Source organism: Variovorax sp. DAIF25 (genome assembly GCF_050711835.1).
Classification (GTDB): Bacteria; Pseudomonadota; Gammaproteobacteria; order Burkholderiales; family Burkholderiaceae_C; genus Variovorax.
In genome coordinates this window covers 4524219-4545094 of record NZ_CP136636.1, presented here as the reverse complement: position 1 = coordinate 4545094, position 20876 = coordinate 4524219, and the positions used below count along the sequence as shown (strand labels likewise).

Below are 20876 nucleotides of genomic sequence, written 5' to 3'. Positions count from 1 at the left end.
GCGTGCGCCATTGGCAAGGTGCCCTGCCGGGCTGTGCATCTGCACAAGGGCGGGTGCCCTCGGCGCGATGGCCTCAGTGCAGCGCCGAGGTCCCGCCGCGGCCCAGGCGGCGCTGGCGCAGCGCGAGATACATCCGCGAGAGCCAGGCCATGTCGTCCAGCCGCGCGCCGAGCAGCGACTCGATGTGCGCGAGCCGGTGCAGCAGCGTGTTGCGGTGGATGCCGAGCGCGGCCGCGGTCGCCTTGTGGTTCTGCCGGTGGTCGAAATAGCTCTCGAGCGTTTCGAGCAGCGGCGGCTCGGCCGCCAGGGCCGCGATCATCTCGTTGCACAGCGCCGAGACCTCGGTCGACTGGCGCATCAGCGTGTCGAGCGCGAATTCGGAATAGCAGAAGCTCGCGTCGTTGCGGCGCAGGCGCTGCCCCATCTCGATCGCCGCCAGCGCCTGCTCGGCACTGCCGCGCCAGCCCGCGGCACCCTGCGACGGCAGCCCCAGGCCCGCCGCCTCGATGCTCGGGCGCAGCCGCATCGCCTGCTCGATGCTCGCGAGCAGGCGGCGCTCGCGCGCATCGGCCGCTTCGCCGGGAGGCGCCGGTAGCCAGGCCACCCAGTGGCCGCGATGCAGCGCCAGCGCGACCGGCCCCAGGTCCTCGCGCACCGCCGCGGCCACCGCCTCCAGCACCCGCTCGCCGGCCTCGGGCGTGGTCGGTTCGAGCGGCATCGGCCGCAGCGCCAGCGCCACGTGCGGCTGGTCCGCCTGGATGCCCAGCGCCTGCGCCGCGTCGTCGAAGGCGCCGACCCAGGTCGGATCGAACACCGCCGCGGCGAGCCGCGCCTGCATCTGTGCCTTCCAGCGCATCTCGCGCGTGTGCTCGGCCAGGTAGGCATCGCTCACCGTGCGGCTCAGCAGGTCGCTGTAGTACAGCAGGAAGGGCGAGACGCGGAACAGCACCTCGTCGCACAGCGCGGGATGGGGCCGCACGTGCGCGAGCAGCGCGTCCATGTAGACGCGCGTGCCGGTGCGGTAGGCCTGCAGCAGCGCCGACAGCGAGAGCGCCTGCGCATGGCGGCGCTGGCTGAAGCGGCCGATCCATTGCAGGTCGTCGTCGTGCGGCTTGTCGCGGATCAGCAGCGCGTCGTACCAGAGTTCCGCGTTGCGCAGGCCCACGCGGTAGACGTCATGCGCGAGCGCCTGGCCGAGCGCGCCGTACTCGGGAATGCTGCCGCGCAGCGTGTCGAGCATGTGCGTCGAGAGGTTCGGGCTGTCGCGGCGCAGTTCACGGACCAGTCCGCGCAGCCCGGGCGACAGCGGTTCCATCGCGGGCAGGCTCATGCGCTCGGGCGTGGGCGAGTTCTCCATGCGGGATTTGTCTCCATCTCTTCGTGCCGTGCCGCTCGGGTGGCGGCTGGCCGACAGTGTCGGACGGGGAGGAGAGGGCGCGCAAGAGTGCTTGCCAGAAGCACGACGGGCCGCGTTGCGCGGCCCGTGGTCAGGTGTTTGGAGCGGGTGAAGGGAATCGAACCCTCGTATGAAGCTTGGGAAGCTGCCGTTCTACCATTGAACTACACCCGCGTGGGGGCGGATTCTAGCGTGTGTCTGGAGGCCGCCCTGCGGCGGTCGTTGAGCATGGGATGGCTTCCATGACCACTCGACAGCTTCGAAGCGATCGGCAGGCTCTTGCGACGACAAAGTCCTGCACCGGCATGCTTATCGTCCCACTTCAGCGAGGATGATCCGCTCCAAGGTACCTTTCGAATTACAGCCGACCGTTACGACGTTTCGGTCAAACTTTCGAGTCTCTTGATAGGTGGCATTCACGGTCACTTTCGGCGTTGCGCCGGATCTCGTGACGAACACATTGAAGTTCACTCGCTTCGATAGGACTTGGAAGAGGCCCGGATCACCGCAATCGGCCATGGTCTCATTGAACTGGGCTGTTTCCGCATACACAACACCGCTGTCTTTCGCGATGTTTTTGATCTGAATGTTCCGAGAGGCAAAGAAGCCGATCAAGCTCTCCCATACCTCGTCATAGCTCTTGTCGTACGTCCGCGAGTTCTGAAAAGAGTAGGAGCGTGGTGGACTGGCACAACCTGCCAAACCTAGTACTAGTACGAGGACCGTCAGGGCGATAAATCTCATGGATCCCTTGTAGCAATACGCGTGGAAACTCATTGTTACATGAGATGACGAATTCTGACTACGGAAAACCCTAGTTCAAATCTAGCGCCGAGCCGCGATTCAACTTGCGGATCGTCTATAGCCGCAGTCGTTAGGGCTTGCGCCACTGCTGCTCGCAAGGAACGCCATCGTTGTTGCCGTTGATCTTCACGTCGGGACAATTCTTCAAAAATTCGTAGCTTCCGAGGAAGACTTATCCGAGAACATTGCTTGCAGCTATCGCAGGTGAAGTTGGCGGAGGTCGGACTAGCTATTACATCGAATCGTCGTCGAGTGAACGGATCGCCTCAGTGAGAGCATCTTGATCGGACTAGAAGTCATCTTCCCAGAAGAGGGAGGTGTTCAGAGAATTCATCACTTCGAGGACGCACTCCTTCAACGCGCCATCGTCAACGATGAGAGCGCCCCAGAACAGATCCTTGGCTGACTGCTCGACGATTAGCTTTTCCTTCGTTGTCGGAAGGAAAAGCCGAAGTCGGTTCGATTCATCTGATGAGGCTTCGATTTCATCGCGCAGCCATAGAGCCAGCTTTGCTAATGATCGCCTTCTGAATTTTGAGAACGTGTGGATCGCTCATCAGAACGTGCGTACCGTTGATCTTGATTGGATAGCCGGCAGCCATGTTCGATAAACCTTCGAATGCCTTCTTGGTCTTGTGGATGGCGATCGATTCCGAACACCTGTAAGTCTTTGAGGAAAGTTCGATGTCGACAATGACGTCGTAGAGGGGAATGGCTTTACAAGGTCGCCATTGCGCATCGCGTCTAGCTTCAGGATTCTTCTAAAAAGACCGTCCAGACCTTGATAGTCGTCCGGCGAGTCAACAAGAGGTCGCAATAGCTCGCGTACCTCATATTGAGCTAACCATCCCGCTTCATGAAGCAGGATGCTTGGGTCGAAGGTCTGTCTTGGCGGCGTGGCTTTTGGCGTAGGTTTGGTGAGGTGGCAGCGCCTGCAGGTCGGAACGGGGCAGCAGTCACCCCGGGGCCGGGCCGCGCTTGCGGGCCTCGCCTTGCTGCTTGCGCCACTTCCAAGGCGCAACCGCCGCCGGGTCTCTCCAAAGCCCTTGCCTGGCGTCGCGCACCACGTCCTGTGCCTTGTACAGCGGCGCATCCCCGAGTTCCGTGGCGCCGTCGTACACCCAGGCCCAGCCGCCGGCGATCATGTGCCGCGCGACGTCCTGGTCCCGGCACTCGACGTCCGCGACGGTCTGGCCGTTGCGGTCCGTCGAGCGGCGGTAGATCTTCGCCATGTCGCGAAGGCAAAGCTCGCTCAGGGCCTGCCTCGCACGCTGCCCGAACGGCTGGTTTTTCTCGGGCGCGTCGATGGCGGCAATGCGCACCTTGATTCGCTCGTGGCTGCCGGTGCCGTCGCATCGCGCGGTGAGCGTATCGCCGTCGTTGACGCTCACGACGAGGCAGGTGCGGGGCTCGGCGTTGGCCAAGAGGGGCAGGGCGGCCAGGACGAGCGCGCGCAGCATCACGCGCCCCGGCGTCCGATGAGCCCACCCACCGCCCGCGCCCCCCACGACACCTCCCCCTCGAGGTTCCGCACCAGGCTCTCCCGATCCGCCTCGGTCCGCTGCTGGGAAAGAAAGCGCTTGCCGGTCAAGGCCTGGATCTCGATCTCGAAACCCACGAGCCGCCGTGCCGTCTCGCTGAGGAATTCGGGCGATGCATCCTCCACCAACCAGGGCTGCGGCCGCCCCGCTTCCTGGGCCGCGGTCAACGCGGCAAGGTGGGTGCGCATCCAGTCGGCGTCGTCGATGAAGCGCAGCCGCCCTTGCGCCTGCACCACCACGTAGTTCCAGCTCGGCGCATTGCGGCCGCTGCGTTGTCCGTTGACGTACCAGCGCGGAGAAATGTAGGCGTTGGGGCTTTGGAAGACGGCGGTGACTTCGGTCTCTCCCGGATCCTGCGTCCACAGCGAATGGCTTCGCGCCACGTGGCCCGAGAGCAGGCCATGCGGGCCGCGGTCGGAGAGGTGCAGGGGCAGCAGGTTCGCGTCCATCTTTTCCGAGCGGCTGACGACGACGGTGGCGAGCGGGTAGTCGCGGATGTGCCGATGGAGCGCCTGCCGCTCCGTCATGGCGAACAGCGGTTGGACGTGCATGGGCCCGCGCTACTTCGCCCCGCTGACCAGCGTCTGCACCGTCGCGCGCGAGAGCGAGGCGATGTGGGCATCGATCGCAGTCACCACCGGCTGGAATTCGGCCTTGCTCAACTGCTTGGCGTCCTTCGGTTCGGCGAAATCCCTGAGCTGCCGGACCCGGCCCGCCTGCAGCGTCTTCAGCGGCTCGTAGGCCGAGAGCTCGATCGGCGGCGAGAGCGTGAAGACCTTGGCCTCCATCGCGGGCACGGCGAAGTATCGGGTCGAGCCGAGCATGCCGCGCGTGAACAGGCCCGAGTTCGCCATGTAGCTCTCGGCGCAGGGGCCGCCGCTGCACTCCATGCGCGTCAGGGTGCGCTTGCCCTCGACCACGACGACCGCCGCGATCTGTTCCTCCTTGAGCTTCTGCGTCGCCCAGGACTGGGCCGGGTTGGCGCGCCAGCCGTCGTTCTGCGAGACCGCGAGCGCATTGACGGTGGTGGTGGCGTAGCTCGTGAGCCGCACGACCTGGAAGCCCGCCTTCTCGAGATCGGCCGTGAAGACGTCGTAGGTGCGCGACGTGGGGTTCCACGGAAACTGGTAGCCGGTCGAGAAGTTGTTGAAGACGGTGGTGCCCACGTGCATGTGCTGCGCGGGCGCCGGCATGTTGACGAGCAGGCCCACCTTCGCGCCCTTGGGCAGCTTGCCGGCATTGGGTGGAACGGGGGGCGCCGTGGTGCAGCCCGCGAGCGCGGCGGCAAGAACGGCAAGGGCCAGGAGGCGCTTCGGCATCGGTGGTCTCCTCGTATTTTTCTTGGGGGCGAATGCGCGCGGGTGCGGGCACGCGCCATTCTGCAAGTGCGTCGTGCGCGGCGGCAAGCCGCATCGGTCGCGGGCGGCACAATCGAAGGCTTTGCTACAGGAGATGGCGTGAGCCGACCGGAGATCTTTTCGCATGCGGCCCTCGCCGGCCCGCGCAAGTGGCGCTGGCTGCTCGCCATCACGATGGTCGCGGTGCTCGTGCTGAGCCTGCTGCCCCAGAACGTGCCGATGCCGAGCACCGGCTGGGACAAGTCCAACCACCTGCTGGCTTTCGCGACGCTCGGCGGGCTCGGGTGCTGGTCGTGGCCCGGACGGCTGCGCCTCGTGCTGCCCGCGCTGCTGGCCTATGGCGGATTGATCGAAGTGCTGCAGTCCCTCACGCCCGATCGCTCGGCGGAGTTCGAGGACCTGCTGGCGGACGCGGTCGGCCTGCTGATCGGCGCGGCCGTCGCCGCCTTCCTGGCGAGCCGGCAGCGGCGGCGCGCCTGAGGCCGGGCGGGCCGCGGATCGAAGGCCCCAAAAAAACACCCGCCGAAGCGGGTGAGGTGAGCATGTAGCTCAGGGGGAGGGAGGATTCGAGCGAAGTTTCCGATGAAAACAAAAGTTCAACGTCGGTACTTTCCCTGCCTTCATGCCGCGTGGGCGACAGCAGCAATCCAGCCCGGGTCCGGCCGCGATTCCGTGAACGATTTCCTCGTGTCTACGCCCGCGTGGCGCATGAGACTACAGACCGCCGCCGCCCATCGGCGAAGGATGGCTCCATCGCATCACATCCGAAAGGAGCATCCATGATGTTCGACTTCCTTCGTTCGAGCCCGACCGCCTACCTGAAGCGCGCAGCCACGCTGCTCGAGGAAGCGCAGATGGCGCGCATCGAGCACCAGGCCGCGGCCGAGCACCACAGCGCGCTGGCGCGCATGTATGCCGAGCGGGTGCGCCGCCTCGAGAGCGAGCTCTACCGGCCGCAGCAGCCCGTCGGCGCCGACGCGCCCAAGGTGTCCGAGGAGCGTCCGCAGCCGCAGCTCTACTCGCTCGATGCCAGCCGGCGTGCCGGCGCGACCTCGGCGAGCTGACACTGCCCGCAGACGACAGAACGGCCGCTGATGCGGCCGTTTTTCTTGGGGGCGATGGCGTCTTCAGTTGCGCGCCGCGGCCGCCGCGTTCGCGGCCTCGATGGTGCGTCGGCGCAGCGGCGCCAGCACCAGCTTGGCCGCGATGCCCGAGCCGATCGACACCACCGCGACCAGCAGGAACACGCGGTCCCAGTTGCCGCCCGCGGCCAGCACGGTGCCCAGCGGCACGAACAGCGAGGCGGTGCCCTTGGCGGTGTACATGGTGCCGGCGTTGCCGGCGGCGTTCTTGATGCCGAAGGTGTCGGCCACCAGCGCCGGGAAGATCGAGTAGATCTCGCCCCAGAACAGGAACACCAGCGCCGCGAAGGTCATGAAGGCCACCGGCTCGTGGCCGTACTGGCGCAGCCCCAGCAGGGCCAGGCCCTCGCCGATGAAGACGATCAGCATGGTGTTCTCGCGGCCGATCTTGTCCGACACGAAGCCGCACAGCGGCCGCGTGAAGCCGTTGGCCAGGTTGTCGATGGCCAGCGTCATGGTCAGCAGCGGCATCGACAGGCCGAGGAAGTGCATCGGCAGCTTGTCGATATGGTAGTCCTTGGCGATCGGGCCGATCTCGGCCGTGGCCATCAGGCCGCCCGCGGCCACCAGCACGAACAGCAGGTAGGTGAGCCAGAAGACGGGCGTCTTCACCATGCCGGCCGGCGTGTAGTCGACCTTGGTCATCACCAGGCGGGTCTGCGCCACCACGCCCTTGGGCACGAAGGGCTTCACCATGAACATCGCCATCACGAAGATGCAGGCGCCCTGCAGGATGCCGAAGTACAGGAAGGTGTGCTCGTAGCCCGAGGTCTGGATCATGTTGGCGATCGGGATCACGGTGAGCGCCGCGCCGGCGCCGAAGCCGGCGGCCGTGAGGCCCGCGGCCAGGCCGCGGCGGTCGGGGAACCACTTGAGCGCGTTGCCCACGCAGGTGCCGTAGACGCAGCCGGCGCCGATGCCCGACACCACGGCCGCGACGTAGAGCATCGGCAGGCTGTCGGCGTAGGCGTTGATGATCCAGCCGCAGGCCGCGAGGATCGCGCCGCCGGCGATCACCGGCCGCGGGCCGAAGCGGTCGACCAGCCATCCTTCGATCGGCACCAGCCAGGTCTCGACCACGACGAAGACCGAGAACGCGATCTGGATCGCGGCCAGCCCCCAGTGGTGCTTGGCCTCCATCGGTGCGACGAACAGGGTCCAGCCGTACTGGACGTTGGCGATCATCGCCATGCAGACGATGCCCAGCGAGAGCTGGATCCAGCGCGTCGCCGGATTGCGGGTGTTGGGGGTGGATGCCGAGGCGGAGCGCGGCGCGCTGCTGCTCTCGACGGCGATGGGCGAGGGAGTGGTCATGACGAACCTGTCCTTTGTCTCTGGGCGAGTCTGTAGTTATGGAAGGTGCTCGGAGCCTTCGCGTGGAGGGCTTCCGAAACGGTTTCCACTGTCGGAGCGTTCGCCTCAAAAACTCTTGACGTGCGTCAATTTCATGCCGATGGCGGCATGCTCGTTCTCCCTTATTCGCTGTCGTGAATGGATCGCCGCGCGCGCATGCATGCGCTTCGCTTCAGCGCAGGAACACGTGCTGCATGAACTGCTGGATCGGGTACTGCACCACCGTCTGCACGCGCGCCGGCAGCTCGAGCGGACGCATCAGCATCTTGAGCGTGGCGCCCGGGCTCAGGTGGGTGCGGATGGTGCGGTTCATGGTGGCGCTGAGGCCGCGCACGTAGGCCGTGTCGTCGGCGCGCTCGGGCGAGCGCGCGCGCACCACGTGGCGGATCGCGCAGTCGGCGTCCTCGCTCTTGAGCTCCAGCGTGCGCCGGCCGATGGTGCCGAGCACGCGGAAGCGGCCCAGCCCCTCCTGCTCGCGGTAGCGGCGGAAGAAGCGGTAGAAGTGCTTGTAGTGGTTGACCTCGTCGGTCGCGATGCGCGTCGCGAGGTCGTGCAGCACGGGCTCGTCGGTGCTGCGCGCCATGGCCTTGTAGTAGGTGGCGGTGCCGGTCTCGACCACGCAGCGCGCGCTCATCTCGAGGCCGCGCGTGGGTGCCAGCAGCTCGACCTTGCAGTAGGTGGCGTACTCCTCGAGGAAGCCGCGGTAGGCCTGCTCCCAGGGAAACTCGGGCCAGACGTACTCGACGTAGGCGCGCAGCGCCTTGCCGTGCTGCAGCTCCTCCTGTTCCCACTGGGTGCTGAGCCAGGCGGTGACTTCCTCATCGCCACGAAAGAAATCGACCAGGTTGTGGGTGTAGAGGTCCGACCCGCTTTCGATGAAGGAGGCGGCGGCCACCAGGTAGAAGAGGTTCTCGTCGGAGCGCACCCTGTCGAGCGCGATGCGCGAGAAGTCGAGGTCTTCGATCGTCCAGTGCGCTTCCACCTCGTGGCTTGCCATGCGTGTTCCTTGATTCATGTCCAGATGAATAGGAGGAGCCCGGCCGGTTTTGGTTCTCGTCGGTCGCCGGATTCGCGTCAGGGCGCATATTAGCCCCGTGTCCGGGAGCGTGCAGGGCGGGCCGTCCGGGGGCGCGGGGGCCGGTCGCGGGGGATTGCATCCGGCCGGGCCGCCCGGCGGGCGCCAAACCTATAATCGATTGTTCAAGCAAATCAAGCAGTTAGGCCGGTTCGCCGCAGTGGGTTCGACATGAGGGTCGCCATCGCCGCGCCGCCCTCGACAGAAGACGAATCCAAAGATGAGCCAGCCCACATTCACTGTCGCGGACATCCGCAAGACCTTTCTCGATTTCTTCGCCTCCAAGGGCCACACGGTGGTGGCCTCGAGCCCGCTGGTGCCGGGCAACGACCCGACGCTGATGTTCACCAACTCGGGCATGGTGCAGTTCAAGGACGTGTTCCTCGGCGAAGACAAGCGTCCCTACGTGCGCGCCGCCTCGGTCCAGGCCTGCCTGCGCGCCGGCGGCAAGCACAACGACCTCGAGAACGTGGGCTACACCGCGCGCCACCACACCTTCTTCGAGATGCTGGGCAACTGGAGCTTCGGCGACTACTTCAAGCGCGAGTCGCTGCACTGGGGCTGGGAGCTGCTCACGCAGGTCTTCAAGCTGCCGCCCGAGCGCCTGCTGGCCACCGTCTACCACGAGGACGACGAGGCCTTCGACATCTGGACCAAGGAAATCGGCCTGCCGCCCGAGCGCGTGATCCGCATCGGCGACAACAAGGGCGGCAAGTACAAGTCCGACAACTTCTGGATGATGGCCGACACCGGCCCCTGCGGCCCGTGCTCCGAGATCTTCTACGACCACGGCCCGCACATCCCCGGCGGCCCCCCGGGCAGCCCCGAGGAAGACGGCGACCGCTTCATCGAGATCTGGAACCACGTGTTCATGCAGTTCGACATGCAGGACGACGGCAGCGTCGTCAAGCTGCCCGCGCCCTGCGTCGACACCGGCATGGGCCTGGAACGCCTGGCGGCGATCCTGCAGCACGTGCACAGCAACTACGAGATCGACATCTTCGACGCGCTGATCAAGGCCGCCGCGCGCGAGACCGGCGAGAAGGACCTCGCGAACAACTCGCTCAAGGTGATCGCCGACCACATCCGCGCCACCGCCTTCCTGGTGGCCGACGGCGTGATCCCGTCGAACGAGGGCCGCGGCTACGTGCAGCGGCGCATCATCCGCCGCGCGATCCGCCATGGCTACAAGCTGGGGCAGAAGAAGCCGTTCTTCCACAAGCTGGTGCCCGACCTGGCGAGGCTGATGGGCGAGGCCTATCCGAAGCTGGTGGCCGACGAGAAGCAGATCACCGACACGCTCAAGGCCGAGGAAGAGCGCTTCTTCGAGACGCTGGCGATCGGCATGGAAATCCTCGACGCGGCGCTGGCCGGCGGCGTGAAGACCCTGCCGGGCGACGTGGCCTTCAAGCTGCACGACACCTTCGGTTTCCCGCTCGACCTGACGCAGGACGTCTGCCGCGAGCGCGACGTGCAGGTCGACGAGGCCGGCTTCGACGACGCGATGGAAAGGCAGAAAGACACCAGTCGCGAAGGCAACAAGGACAAGATCAAGTGGCGGCGCGGCCTCGAGTACGTCGGAGCCGAGAACGTCTTCACCGGCTACGAACACCTCGAGGAAGCGGCCAAGGTGCTGGCGCTGTACCTCGAAGGCTCGGCCGTGCAGGAACTCAAGGAAGGCCAGAGCGGCATCGTGGTGCTCGACACCACCCCGTTCTATGCCGAGAGCGGCGGCCAGGTCGGCGACCAGGGCGTGCTCATCGCCGAGGGCGTGCAGTTCGGCGTCGAGGACACGCTCAAGATCAAGGCCGACGTCTACGGCCACCACGGCACGCAGACCCAGGGCACGCTCAAGGTCGGCGACAGCGTCAAGGCCGCGGTCGACGGCGCGCGCCGTGCCGCCACCATGCGCAACCACTCGGTCACCCACCTGATGCACAAGGCGCTGCGCGAGGTGCTCGGCGGCCATGTGCAGCAGAAGGGCTCGCTGGTCGATGCCGACAAGACGCGCTTCGACTTCGCGCACAACGCACCGGTCACGCGCGAGCAGATCCTCGAGATCGAGCAGCGCGTGAATGCCGAGATCCTCGCCAACGCCGCCACGCAGGCGCGCGTGATGGACATGGAATCGGCCCAGAAGTCCGGCGCGACGATGCTGTTCGGCGAGAAGTACGGCGAGACCGTGCGCGTGCTCGACATCGGCTCGAGCCGCGAACTCTGCGGCGGCACGCACGTGGCGCGCACCGGCGACATCGGCCTGTTCAAGATCGTGAGCGAAGGCGGCGTGGCCGCCGGCGTGCGCCGCGTGGAAGCCATCACCGGAGCCAATGCGCTGGCCTACCTGCAGGAGCTCGAATCCACCGTGCACAGCGCGGCCGCCACGCTCAAGGCGCCGGCCGCCGAGCTGCAGGGCCGCCTCGGCCAGGTGCTCGAGCAGATCCGCGCGCTCGAGCGCGAGGTCGGCTCGCTCAAGGGCAAGCTCGCTTCCTCCAAGGGCGACGAGCTGCTGGCGCAGGCCATCGAGGTCAAGGGCGTGAAGGTGCTGGCCGCCAAGCTCGACGGCGCCGACGCCAAGACGCTGCGCGACACCATGGACAAGCTCAAGGACAAGCTCAAGAGCGCCGCCATCGTGCTGGCCGCGGTCGACGGTGCCAAGGTGCAGCTCGCGGCCGGCGTCACGGCCGACGCGATGGGCAAGGTCAAGGCCGGCGAGCTCGTCAACTTCGTGGCCCAGCAGGTGGGCGGCAAGGGCGGCGGCAAGCCCGACCTGGCGATGGCCGGCGGCACCGATGCCGCGGCGCTGCCCGCGGCGCTGCAGTCGGTGCAGGCCTGGGTGAGCGAACGCCTCTGATCCCGGCGCCCTCGCGATGAACGACACGGTGCCCGGCGAAGTCCTCGTGATGGGTGCGGGCACCATCGGCTGCTTCGTCGGCGGCAGCCTCGCGGCGGCCGGCGTGCCGGTCACCTTTGTCGGTCGTCCGCGCGTCCTGCAGGCGCTGGCCGCGCAGGGTCTGGCCCTGACCGATCTCGAAGGCCGCAGCCACCGATTGCCGGCCGCCGGCCTGCACCTGATCGACCGCGTCCCCAGCGGCATCAAGCCCGCGCTGGTGCTGCTCAGCGTCAAGAGCGGCGCCACCGCCGAGGCGGCGGCCGAGCTGGCCTTCGCGCTGCCCGCGGGCACGCTGGTGGTCTCGCTGCAGAACGGCGTGTCGAATGCCGCGGTTGCGTCCGAGGCCGGTCCCACGCTCAACGTGGTGCCGGCGATGGTGCCCTACAACGTCGCCGAGCTCGGCCCCGGTGCCTTCCACCGCGGCACGCCGGGCCGGCTCGCGGCGCGCGACGACGCGGCGCTGCGGCCCTGGCTGCCGGTGTTCGAGCGTGCCGGCGTGCCGCTCGACCTCCATGCCGACCTGCAGCCGATCCAGTGGGGCAAGCTGCTGATCAACCTCAACAACCCGGTCAATGCGCTGTCGGGCCTGCCGCTGCGCGAGCAACTGATGCAGCGCGGCTACCGGCGCTGCTTCGCGGCGCTGATGGACGAGGGCTTGCGCGTGCTGCGCCAGGCCGGCATCGCGCCGGCTCAGGTCACGGCCGTGCCGCCGCGCCGGCTGCCGGGGCTGCTGCGGCTGCCCGACTGGCTGTTCCGCATCGTCGCCGCGCGCATGCTGCGCATCGATGCCAAGGCGCGCTCGAGCATGGCCGACGACCTCGCGCTCGGCCGGCGCACCGAGATCGACGCGCTCAGCGGCGAGATCGTGCGGCTGGCCGAGGCCTGCGGCCTGGAGGCACCGCGCAACGCGCGCATGCTCGAGCTGCTCGAGGCCTGGCCGCGCTCGCCGCGGCGCTGGTCGGCCTCCGAACTGCAGGACGCTTTGAAGCTGTAGCCGCGCCGCTGTACCCTCGCGGCATGCCGGCTTCGGCAGCGGGAGGTCTTCGATGCGGGTTCTGGTCCTGGGCAGCGGTGTCATCGGCACCTCGGTGGCGTATTACCTGGCGCGCGACGGCCACGAGGTGACTGTGCTCGAGCGCCAGCCCGCGCCCGCGCTCGAAACCAGCTTCGCCAACGCGGGCGAGGTCTCGCCCGGCTATTCGGCGCCCTGGGCCGGGCCGGGCGTGCCGCTGAAGGCCGTCAAGTGGATGCTGATGCAGCACAGCCCGCTGGTCATCAAGCCGATGCTCGACCCCGCCATGTGGCGCTGGGGGCTCGCGATGCTGCGCAACTGCACGCAGGCGCGCTACGAGGTCAACAAGGCGCGCATGGTGCGGCTGGCCGAATACAGCCGCGACTGCCTGAAGGCGCTGCGCGCCGACACCGGCATCGCCTACGACGAGCGCATGCAGGGCACGCTGCAGCTGTTTCGCAGCCAGCAGCAGCTCGACGGCAGCGCCAAGGACGTCGAGGTGCTCAAGGCCTCGGGCGTGCCCTACCAGCTGCTCGACCGCGACGGCTGCGTGGCGTACGAGCCCGCGCTGGCCGCGGTGCGCGAGAAGTTCGTCGGCGGCCTGCGGCTGCCGGGCGACGAGACCGGCGACTGCTTCAAGTTCACGCAGGCGCTCGCGGTGCTGGCCGAGGGCCATGGCGCCAGCTTCCGCTTCGGCGTGAACATCGAGGCCATCGAGCACGACGGCGGCGGCGTGACCGCGGTGCGCACCGACGCCGGGCGCTTCGTCGCCGACCGCTACGTGCTCGCGCTCGGCAGCTACTCGCCCGCGCTCGCCAGGCCGCTGGGCATCGACCTGCCGGTGTACCCGGTCAAGGGCTTCTCGATCACGGTGCCGATCGCCGACCCGACGGGCGCGCCCGAATCCACCGTGATGGACGAGACCTTCAAGGTCGCCGTGACCCGGCTCGGCGAGCGCATCCGTGTCGGCGGCACGGCCCAGCTCTCGGGCTTCGACCTGCGCCTCGATGCCGGCCGGCGCGACACGCTCGAGCACGTGGTGACCGATCTTTTTCCGCGCGGCGGCGACGTGGGCACGGCCAGCTTCTGGACCGGCCTGCGCCCGATGACGCCCGACGGCACGCCCGTGATCGGCGCCTGCCGGCTGCCGAACCTGCTGCTGAGCACGGGCCACGGCACGCTGGGCTGGACCATGGCGGCCGGCACCGGCCGCGTGATGGCCGACTTGGTCGGCGCCCGCGCACCCCAGATCGACATGGAAGGGCTGACGGTCGCGCGCTACGGCGGCTGAGCGGCATCGGTGCCACGCACGGGCAGGGCGGTTCCGGAAGGAGCCGCCCTGTTTTCGCATGGGCAAAGTCGACTAGGGTTTCTACCTAGTCCTGAAGTTGTCTCGTTCGTTATCCTTCGTGGCGTTCCATTAATAAATCGTTGTTTCATTAGTGAAACAAACAACGATCCACCCGGACCCACGAATCCATGCCCCTCACTCGCCGCCACGCCCTTGCCGCCGCCGTCTGCGCGGCCGCCGCCAGCGCCACCGGGTCCGCCTGGGCCGATGCCTATCCGGCCAAGCCGATCACGCTGGTGGTCGCCTACCCGGCCGGCGGCGACACCGACGCGCTCGCGCGGCTGTTCGCCGAGAAGCTCGCCACGCGCGTCGGCCAGCCGGTGCTGGTCGACAACCGGCCGGGCGCCAGCGGCATCATCGGCAGCGCCTTCGTGTCGAAGGCCGCGCCCGACGGCTACACGCTGCTGCTCGCGCCCAGCACCTTCTCGATCGCGCAGCTGGTGCTCAAGACCGGCGGCACCTCGGGCTACGACGTGCTCGCGGGCTTCACGCCGATCGTGCAGACCGGCAGCCAGCCGCTGTTCCTGGTGGCCGGCGCCGGCAGCGGCTTCGCGAGCCTGAAGGACGCGGTGGCCGCCGCCAAGCCGGCCAAGCCGCTGGGCTACGCGAGCCCGGGCAGCGGCTCGCCGATGCACATCCTCGGCGAGATGTTCGCGCGCGCCTCGGGCGCCAGCCTCGCGCACGTGCCCTACAAGGGCGTGGCGCCGGCGGTCAACGACGTGCTCGGTGGCCACGTGCCCGTCACCTTCATCACGCTGGGCCCGGTGGCGCCGTACTTCGCCAACGGCAAGCTGCGCGCGCTGGCCGTGGCCTCGGCCCAGCGCACGCCGCTCGCGCCCAACGTGCCCACGCTGGCCGAGCAGGGCTACAAGGACGTCGAGGTGACGGCCTGGAACGGCCTCTGGGGCCCGCGCAACCTGCCGCCGGAGATCGTGAAGACGCTCAACGGCCACTTCAACGAGATCCTCCGCATGCCCGAGATCGTCTCGCGCATGGCCGTGCTCGGCACCACGCCCGTGGGCGGCGAGGCCGAGGTGCTCGGCAAGACCAATGCCGCCGACTACGCGCGCTTCGGCAAGGTCATCAAGGAGCTCGGCATCCAGGCCGACTGAACCCGCCATGACCGAACTCAAGACCACTGCCGATCCCGCCAGCCTGCAGGCGCTGCTGGCCGAACTGCCGGCCAACCTGCTGGCCGGCCGCCGCGTGCTCGTCACCGGCGGCGCGCGCGGCCTCGGCCTCGCGTTCGCGCAATGCATCGCCGCGGCCGGTGCCGGCGTGGTGCTGGCCGACATCCTCGGCGAGCAGGCCGAAAGCGAAGCGAAGGCGCTGCGCGACGCCGGCCGCCAGGCGCATGCGCTGGCCATCGACCTCGCGGACCCCGCCTCGATCGAGGCCGGCGCCGCCGAGGCGATCCGGCTGCTCGGCGGGCTCGACGGCCTGGTCAACAACGCGGCCATCACCAACTCGGGCGGCCGCGACGCGCACCAGCTCGAGATCGACATGTGGGACCGCGTGATGGCCGTCAACGTGCGCGGCAGCTGGCTCACGGGCCGCGCCTGCCGCGCAGCGCTGGCCGAGAGCGGACGCGGCGCCGTCGTCAACCTCGCCTCCGACACCGCGCTGTGGGGCGCGCCCAACCTGCTGGCCTATGCCTCGAGCAAGGGCGCGGTGATCTCCATGACGCGCTCGCTGGCGCGCGAATGGGGCGGCGACGGCATCACGGTCAACGCCGTGGCGCCCGGCCTCACGCTGGTCGAGGCCACCGAGTACGTGCCGATGGCGCGCCACCAGAAATACCTCGAGGGCCGCGCCATCCCGCGCGAACAGCAGGCGGCCGACGTCTGCGGCGCCACCGTGTTCCTGCTCTCCGGTCTCGCGCGTTTCGTGACCGGCCAGCTGCTGGCCGTGAACGGCGGCTTCGCGATGCACTGAATCCCTTCCTCTTCGACCCAGGAGTCCCACACCATGAGCGATCTGTCCGAACAGCAAAAGATCAACGATGCCGGCGGCAACAGCCTGGCGCAGCCCGCAGGCAGCAGCCTCGCCGAGTGGATGGACAGCCGCATCGCGCGCTATTCGACCCGCAAGTACGACTGGGACGCGCTGAAGTTCCAGGCCGACTTCGATCCCAAGTTCCGCCGCGCCCAGATGCGCTACGTGGGCACGGGCGGCACCGGCGTCGCCAAGGACGTCAACACCGTGCCGGCCGAGCACTTCACCTTCTCGACCATGGTGATCCCGGCCGGCCACGAAGGCCCGCCGCACCTGCACACCGACGTGGAGGAAGTGTTCTTCCTGATCCGCGGCAAGCTCAAGGTGGTGATCGAGAAGGACGGCGAGCGCTTCGAGACCATCATGACCGACCGCGACCTGATCTCGGTGCCGCCCGGCGTCTACCGCGAGGAGATCAACATCGGCGACGAGGACGCGCTGATGTGCGTGATGCTCGGCGCCAAGAAGCCGGTGACCCCGACCTATCCGGCCGACCACCCGCTGGCCAAGATCAAGCGTTGAGCGCGACGGCCATGCAGACCACCGACATCCAGGCCTCGATGCCGCCCGCTGCCGAGCTGGCGCGGCTCGATGCGCGCTTCGCGGCCCGCGAGGTCGCGGTCGCGGGCGGTGCCGTGGTGTCGGTGCGCGAGCGCGGGCAGGGCCCGGCGATCGTCTGCCTGCATGGCATCGGCTCGGGCGCGGCCTCGTGGCTCGAGGTCGCCGAACTGCTCGCGCCCGAGGCGCGCCTGATCGCCTGGGATGCACCGGGCTACGGCGCATCGACGCCGCTCGAGGCCGATGCACCGGCGGCCGCCGACTACGCGGCGCGCCTGGGCGCCTTGCTCGATGCGCTGCGCATCGAGTCCTGCGTGCTGCTCGGCCATTCGCTCGGCGCGATCGTCGCCGCCGCGGCCGCGCGCCGCGATGCGCGCATCCGCCGGCTGCTGCTGGTCAGCCCCGCGATCGGCTACGGCGCCGCGCAACGCGCGCAGGCGCGCGCCAAGGTCCGCGCCGAGCGGCTCGCCACGCTCGACCAGCTCGGCATCGCCGGCATGGCCGCGCAGCGCGCGGGCCGGCTGGTGTCCGACCAGGCCAGCGAGCCCGCGCGCCAATGGGTGCGCTGGAACATGGCGCGCCTGAACGACCGCGGCTACCGCCAGGCCGTCGAACTGCTGTGCAACGCCGACCTGCTGGCCGAGCTGCCGCCGCCGACGCCGGTGCGCGTGGCCTGCGGCGCGCTCGATGCGGTCACGCCGCCCGCGGCCTGCGAGGAAGTGGCGCGGCGCTGCGGCGTGGCGCTCGAATTGGTGGACGATGCGGGCCACGCCGGCTACGTGGAGCAACCGCGGGCCGTCGCCGCGCTGCTGCGCGAATCGCTCGCGCACTGAGCGCCATCACCCCCTATCCAACCAAGGAAATCAAGAGACATGGCCACCAACGACAACGACGCGATGGACGAGGGCGCGGACCGCTACAACGTGCCCGCGCTCGAGCGCGGACTGCGCGTGCTGTGCGAGTTCAGCCGCGAGAGCCGCACGCTCTCGGCGCCCGAACTGGCGCGCCGCTTCGACCTGCCACGCTCGACCGTCTTCCGCCTGCTCACCACGCTCGAGAACATGGGCTTTCTCGAGCGCGCCGAGGGCGGGCGCGACTACCGCCTGGGCCTGGCCGTGCTGCGCCTGGGCTTCGAATACCTGGCCTCGCTCGAGCTCACGCAGCTCGGCACGCCGCTGCTCAACCGCCTCTGCGAGGAGCTGCGCACGCCCTGCAACCTGGTGGTGCGCGACGGCCGCTCGATCGTCTACGTCGCCAAGGTCGCGCCGCCCACGCCCTTCGCGAGCTCGGTCACCGTGGGCACGCGGCTGCCGGCCCATGCCACGGTGCTGGGCCGCATCCTGCTGGAAGACCTGACCCTGCCGCAGCTGCGCGCCCTCTATCCCGAGGACAAGCTCGAGACCTTCTCGCCGAGCACGCCGAAGACCGTCAACGAGCTGTTCGACATGGTGCAGGCCGACCGCCAGCGCGGCTACGTGCTCGGCGAAGGCTTCTTCGAATCGAACATCTCGACCATCGCGGCGCCGGTGCGCGACCACGGCGGCCACATCGTGGCGGCGCTGGGCGCCACCATCACCTCGGGCCACATCGACGAGAACCGCATGGACGAGATGGTGCAGCGCGTGCGCGGCACGGCGGACGAGATCTCGGGCCTGCTCAACTACTCGCCCGCGCGCGCCGCCAAGGTGGTGCCGCTGCGCAGCGCCTGAGACCCATGGCCGCTTCCTCTTCCTCTTCCTTCTTCGCCGCCGATGCGCTGGCCGGCCGCGTGGCCGTGGTCACGGGCGGTTCGTCGGGCATCGGCCTGGCCACGGTCGAGCTGCTGCTGGCCTGCGGCGCCGCGGTCGCGCTGTGCGGCCGCAATGCCGAGCGGCTCGACGGCGCCGTGGCCGGCCTGCGCGCGCGCTTTCCCGAGGCACGGCTGTTCGCGCGGCCCTGCGACGTGCTCGATGCCGCCGCGGTGCGCGCCTTCGCGGCCGCCAGCGAGGCCGCGCTCGGCCCGGCCTCGATGCTGGTCAACAACGCGGGGCAGGGCCGGGTCTCGACCTTCGCCGACACCGACGACGAGGCATGGACGCAGGAGCTGCACCTGAAGTTCTTCTCGGTGATCCATCCCACGCGCGCCTTCCTGCCGCAGCTCGCGGCGCAGCGCGCCGTGCTCGGCGACGCCGCCATCGTCTGCGCCAACTCGCTGCTGGCGCGCCAGCCCGAGCCGCACATGGTCGCGACCTCGGCCGCGCGCGCGGGCCTGCTGAACCTGGTGCGCTCGATGGCGACCGAGTTCGCGCCGCAGGGCGTGCGCGTCAACGGCATCCTGATCGGCCTGGTCGAGTCGGGCCAGTGGCGCCGCCGCTTCGAGGCGCGCGAAGACAAGTCGCTGGACTGGGCCGCCTGGAGCGGCCAGCTCGCGAAGACCAAACACATCCCGCTGGGTCGCCTGGGGCTTCCGACCGAAGCCGCGCGCGCGATCCTGTTCCTTGCTTCGCCCCTCGCGTCGTACACGACGGGCAGCCACATCGACATCTCCGGAGGCCACTCGCGCCATGCATGAGCCCACCCCCAGCCTTGCCCACTTCGTGTGGCTTCTGCACCCCCTCGAGGGGGCAACACCAGCGGCCCGGCAAAGCCGGTTCCGCGGTGTTTCCCGCCTCAATTGCGCCGGTAATCGCGCGTGTGCCATCCAATGGCTTCTCGAGAAGAACTGAATGAAGACCAATCAAGTAACCGTGGGCGCGGTCGTCGCCGCCTTCCTCGAGCAGTGCGGCGTCAAGGCCGCCTTCGGCGTGATCTCGATCCACAACATGCCGATCCTCGATGCCTTCGCGCAGCGCGGCACGATCCGCTTCGTCTCGGCGCGCGGCGAGGCCGGCGCGGGCAACATGGCCGACGCCTATGCACGCTCCACCGCGAGCCTGGGCGTGTGCATCACCAGCACCGGCCCGGCCGCGGGCAACATCGCGGGCAGCCTGGTCGAGGCGCTGACCGCCGGCGCGCCGCTCTTGCACATCACCGGGCAGATCGAGACGCCCTACCTCGACAAGGGCATGTCGTACATCCACGAGGCGCCCGACCAGCTCACCATGCTCAAGGCGGTGTCGAAGGCGGCGCTGCGCGTGCGCAGCGTCGAGACCGTGCTCGGCACGCTCAAGCGCGCGGTGCAGCTCGCGCTGACCGCGCCCACCGGCCCGGTCAGCGTGGAGATCCCGATCGACATCCAGTCGGCGCTGACCACCATGCCTGCCGACCTGTCGCCGTTGCCGATCGAGCGGGCCGTGCCCTCGGCGGCCGGGCTCGATGCGCTGGCCGCGCGGCTCGCGGCCGCGAAGCGCCCGCTGCTGTGGATCGGCGGCGGCGCGCGCCATGCCCGCGCCGCGATCCAGCGGCTGCAGAAGCTGGGCTTCGGCGTGGTCACGACCACGCAGGGCCGCGGCACCGTGCCCGAGGACGATGCCGGCTCGCTCGGCGCCTACAACATCCAGAAGCCGGTCGAGGCCTTCTACCAGAGCTGCGATGCGCTGCTGGTCGTCGGCTCGCGGCTGCGCGGCAACGAGACGCTCAAGTACGAACTCAAGCTGCCGCGCCCGCTCTACCGCATCGATGCCGACGCGGCCGCCGAAGGCCGCTGCTATGCCTCCGAGGCCTTCGTCTGCGGCGACTCGGCGCTCGCGCTCGAGGGCCTGGCCGATCGCCTCGAGGCGGCGGGCTACCGCGCCGATCCGCAACTGCTGGTCGACCTGCGCGCCGCGCACGAGCAGGCGGTGGCCACGCTGCGCGACGGCCTCGGCCCTTACGCCGAACTCGTGCGCCGCCTGCAGTCGGCGGCCGGCCGCCAGTTCAACTGGGTGCGCGACGTGACGGTCTCCAACAGCACCTGGGGCAACCGCGAGCTGCGCATCTTCGAGCCGAGCGCCGGCGTGCATGCCACGGGCGGCGGCATCGGGCAGGGCATGCCGATGGCGATCGGCGCGGCCATCGGTGCCGCGGTCACCGGTTCGGGCCGCAAGACCTTCTGCCTGGCCGGCGACGGCGGCTTCATCCTCAACCTCGGCGAGCTGGCCTGCATGGTGCAGGAGAAGGCGCCGATGGCCATCGTGCTGATGAACGACCAGAGCTACGGCGTGATCAAGAACATCCAGGACGCGCAGTACGGCGGCCGCCAGTGCTATGCCGAGCTGCACACGCCCGACTACGAACTGCTGTGCCGGTCGATCGCGCTGCCGCATGCGCGCGTGAAGGACCTGGCCGAGCTGCCGGCGCGGCTCGACGAGGCGCTGTCCACCGACGGCCCCTTCCTGCTCGAGATCGACATGCTGTCGATCGGCGGCTTCAAGACCAGCTTCGCGGGCCCGCCGACCAACACGGTCACGCAGATTCCCGCGCTCGGCACGGCCAAGTGACAGT

19 protein-coding genes and 1 tRNA gene are annotated in these 20876 nt (G+C 68.8%); 12 read left to right on the top strand and 8 right to left on the bottom strand.

The features are described 5' to 3' along the window. Positions 1 to 73 precede the first annotated feature (73 nt). The 6 genes from R0232_RS21075 to R0232_RS21050 all read right to left on the bottom strand — a co-directional run bounded on the left by R0232_RS21075 (position 74) and on the right by R0232_RS21050 (position 5060). Positions 74 to 1357 (bottom strand): PucR family transcriptional regulator, encoded by a 1284-nt coding sequence (locus R0232_RS21075; RefSeq protein WP_093344594.1) that lies wholly within the window; start codon positions 1355 to 1357, stop codon positions 74 to 76. Positions 1358 to 1496: 139 nt separating this feature from the next. Then, a tRNA-Gly gene (locus tag R0232_RS21070) sits at positions 1497 to 1570 on the bottom strand. 135 nt (positions 1571 to 1705) lie between these two features. Beyond that, a complete protein-coding gene (locus tag R0232_RS21065; RefSeq protein ID WP_431509290.1) occupies positions 1706 to 2140 on the bottom strand; it encodes a hypothetical protein in 435 nt (144 codons plus the stop codon). Between the two features lie 1016 nt (positions 2141 to 3156). Continuing rightward, positions 3157 to 3660, bottom strand: a complete 504-nt coding sequence (locus R0232_RS21060; RefSeq protein WP_431509289.1) for a thermonuclease family protein — start codon at positions 3658 to 3660, stop codon at positions 3157 to 3159. Next, entirely contained in the window at positions 3660 to 4292 is a 633-nt protein-coding gene (locus R0232_RS21055; protein ID WP_431509288.1) for an FMN-binding negative transcriptional regulator, read from the bottom strand. The genes R0232_RS21060 and R0232_RS21055 overlap by 1 nt, the downstream gene beginning before the upstream one ends. Before the next feature lie 9 nt (positions 4293 to 4301). Next, positions 4302 to 5060 (bottom strand): hypothetical protein, encoded by a 759-nt coding sequence (locus R0232_RS21050; RefSeq protein ID WP_208511941.1) that lies wholly within the window; start codon positions 5058 to 5060, stop codon positions 4302 to 4304. Between the two features lie 138 nt (positions 5061 to 5198). Here R0232_RS21050 and R0232_RS21045 point away from each other — a divergent pair, with 138 nt between their 5' ends. Next, on the top strand, positions 5199 to 5579 hold the full coding sequence (locus tag R0232_RS21045) for a VanZ family protein (protein ID WP_431509287.1): 381 nt from the start codon (positions 5199 to 5201) through the stop codon (positions 5577 to 5579). Positions 5580 to 5878: 299 nt separating this feature from the next. Beyond that, a complete protein-coding gene (locus R0232_RS21040; protein ID WP_093344579.1) occupies positions 5879 to 6163 on the top strand; it encodes a hypothetical protein in 285 nt (94 codons plus the stop codon). A gap of 63 nt (positions 6164 to 6226) precedes the next feature. Here the strand turns inward: R0232_RS21040 and oxlT are convergent, their stop codons facing one another. Next, positions 6227 to 7555 carry an oxalate/formate MFS antiporter gene (gene oxlT, locus R0232_RS21035; protein WP_093344576.1) on the bottom strand — a complete coding sequence of 443 codons (1329 nt, stop codon included), beginning with the start codon at positions 7553 to 7555 and terminating at the stop codon, positions 6227 to 6229. 211 nt (positions 7556 to 7766) lie between these two features. Continuing rightward, on the bottom strand, positions 7767 to 8591 hold the full coding sequence (locus tag R0232_RS21030; RefSeq protein ID WP_431509286.1) for a ferritin-like domain-containing protein: 825 nt from the start codon (positions 8589 to 8591) through the stop codon (positions 7767 to 7769). A gap of 298 nt (positions 8592 to 8889) precedes the next feature. On the opposite strand from R0232_RS21030, the gene alaS reads away from it, so the two are divergent. The 10 genes from alaS (at position 8890) to R0232_RS20980 (ending at position 20872) form a co-directional block, all read left to right on the top strand. Continuing rightward, positions 8890 to 11520 carry an alanine--tRNA ligase gene (gene alaS, locus R0232_RS21025; RefSeq protein WP_431509285.1) on the top strand — a complete coding sequence of 877 codons (2631 nt, stop codon included), beginning with the start codon at positions 8890 to 8892 and terminating at the stop codon, positions 11518 to 11520. A 16-nt stretch (positions 11521 to 11536) separates the two neighbouring features. After that, the gene (locus R0232_RS21020; protein WP_093344567.1) at positions 11537 to 12553 is read left to right on the top strand and encodes a 2-dehydropantoate 2-reductase; all 1017 of its coding nucleotides are present in this window, start codon (positions 11537 to 11539) and stop codon (positions 12551 to 12553) included. 52 nt (positions 12554 to 12605) lie between these two features. Continuing rightward, the gene (locus R0232_RS21015; RefSeq protein WP_431509284.1) at positions 12606 to 13862 is read left to right on the top strand and encodes a D-amino acid dehydrogenase; all 1257 of its coding nucleotides are present in this window, start codon (positions 12606 to 12608) and stop codon (positions 13860 to 13862) included. A gap of 188 nt (positions 13863 to 14050) precedes the next feature. Beyond that, positions 14051 to 15034: a Bug family tripartite tricarboxylate transporter substrate binding protein gene (locus R0232_RS21010; protein WP_431509283.1), complete on the top strand. Its 984-nt coding sequence runs from the start codon at positions 14051 to 14053 to the stop codon at positions 15032 to 15034. Between the two features lie 7 nt (positions 15035 to 15041). Next, a complete protein-coding gene (locus R0232_RS21005; RefSeq protein ID WP_431509282.1) occupies positions 15042 to 15857 on the top strand; it encodes an SDR family oxidoreductase in 816 nt (271 codons plus the stop codon). Positions 15858 to 15890: 33 nt separating this feature from the next. Beyond that, a complete protein-coding gene (locus R0232_RS21000) occupies positions 15891 to 16439 on the top strand; it encodes a cupin domain-containing protein (RefSeq protein ID WP_261207050.1) in 549 nt (182 codons plus the stop codon). Between the two features lie 11 nt (positions 16440 to 16450). After that, positions 16451 to 17308, top strand: coding sequence for an alpha/beta fold hydrolase (locus R0232_RS20995; RefSeq protein WP_431509281.1), 858 nt, complete (start codon positions 16451 to 16453; stop codon positions 17306 to 17308). A gap of 39 nt (positions 17309 to 17347) precedes the next feature. Continuing rightward, positions 17348 to 18184, top strand: coding sequence for an IclR family transcriptional regulator (locus tag R0232_RS20990; RefSeq protein ID WP_093344539.1), 837 nt, complete (start codon positions 17348 to 17350; stop codon positions 18182 to 18184). Between the two features lie 5 nt (positions 18185 to 18189). Next, the gene (locus tag R0232_RS20985) at positions 18190 to 19026 is read left to right on the top strand and encodes an SDR family oxidoreductase (RefSeq protein ID WP_431509280.1); all 837 of its coding nucleotides are present in this window, start codon (positions 18190 to 18192) and stop codon (positions 19024 to 19026) included. A gap of 154 nt (positions 19027 to 19180) precedes the next feature. Continuing rightward, a complete protein-coding gene (locus tag R0232_RS20980; protein WP_093344536.1) occupies positions 19181 to 20872 on the top strand; it encodes a thiamine pyrophosphate-binding protein in 1692 nt (563 codons plus the stop codon). Positions 20873 to 20876: the final 4 nt, after the last annotated feature.

Excerpts from the sequence above, each read along its gene's own strand:
- R0232_RS21020 (WP_093344567.1), top strand. The coding sequence starts at position 11,537 with ATGAACGACACGGTGCCCGGCGAAGTCCTCGTGATGGGTGCGGGCACC.
- R0232_RS21050 (WP_208511941.1), bottom strand. The coding sequence starts at position 5,060 with ATGCCGAAGCGCCTCCTGGCCCTTGCCGTTCTTGCCGCCGCGCTCGCG.
- R0232_RS20990 (WP_093344539.1), top strand. The coding sequence starts at position 17,348 with ATGGCCACCAACGACAACGACGCGATGGACGAGGGCGCGGACCGCTAC.
- oxlT (WP_093344576.1), bottom strand. The coding sequence starts at position 7,555 with ATGACCACTCCCTCGCCCATCGCCGTCGAGAGCAGCAGCGCGCCGCGC.
- R0232_RS20985 (WP_431509280.1), top strand. The coding sequence starts at position 18,190 with ATGGCCGCTTCCTCTTCCTCTTCCTTCTTCGCCGCCGATGCGCTGGCC.
- R0232_RS21060 (WP_431509289.1), bottom strand. The coding sequence starts at position 3,660 with ATGCTGCGCGCGCTCGTCCTGGCCGCCCTGCCCCTCTTGGCCAACGCC.
- R0232_RS21040 (WP_093344579.1), top strand. The coding sequence starts at position 5,879 with ATGATGTTCGACTTCCTTCGTTCGAGCCCGACCGCCTACCTGAAGCGC.
- R0232_RS20980 (WP_093344536.1), top strand. The coding sequence starts at position 19,181 with ATGAAGACCAATCAAGTAACCGTGGGCGCGGTCGTCGCCGCCTTCCTC.
- R0232_RS21065 (WP_431509290.1), bottom strand. The coding sequence starts at position 2,140 with ATGAGATTTATCGCCCTGACGGTCCTCGTACTAGTACTAGGTTTGGCA.
- alaS (WP_431509285.1), top strand. The coding sequence starts at position 8,890 with ATGAGCCAGCCCACATTCACTGTCGCGGACATCCGCAAGACCTTTCTC.
- R0232_RS21030 (WP_431509286.1), bottom strand. The coding sequence starts at position 8,591 with ATGGCAAGCCACGAGGTGGAAGCGCACTGGACGATCGAAGACCTCGAC.
- R0232_RS21055 (WP_431509288.1), bottom strand. The coding sequence starts at position 4,292 with ATGCACGTCCAACCGCTGTTCGCCATGACGGAGCGGCAGGCGCTCCAT.
- R0232_RS21000 (WP_261207050.1), top strand. The coding sequence starts at position 15,891 with ATGAGCGATCTGTCCGAACAGCAAAAGATCAACGATGCCGGCGGCAAC.
- R0232_RS21005 (WP_431509282.1), top strand. The coding sequence starts at position 15,042 with ATGACCGAACTCAAGACCACTGCCGATCCCGCCAGCCTGCAGGCGCTG.
- R0232_RS21015 (WP_431509284.1), top strand. The coding sequence starts at position 12,606 with ATGCGGGTTCTGGTCCTGGGCAGCGGTGTCATCGGCACCTCGGTGGCG.
- R0232_RS20995 (WP_431509281.1), top strand. The coding sequence starts at position 16,451 with ATGCAGACCACCGACATCCAGGCCTCGATGCCGCCCGCTGCCGAGCTG.
- R0232_RS21075 (WP_093344594.1), bottom strand. The coding sequence starts at position 1,357 with ATGGAGAACTCGCCCACGCCCGAGCGCATGAGCCTGCCCGCGATGGAA.
- R0232_RS21010 (WP_431509283.1), top strand. The coding sequence starts at position 14,051 with ATGCCCCTCACTCGCCGCCACGCCCTTGCCGCCGCCGTCTGCGCGGCC.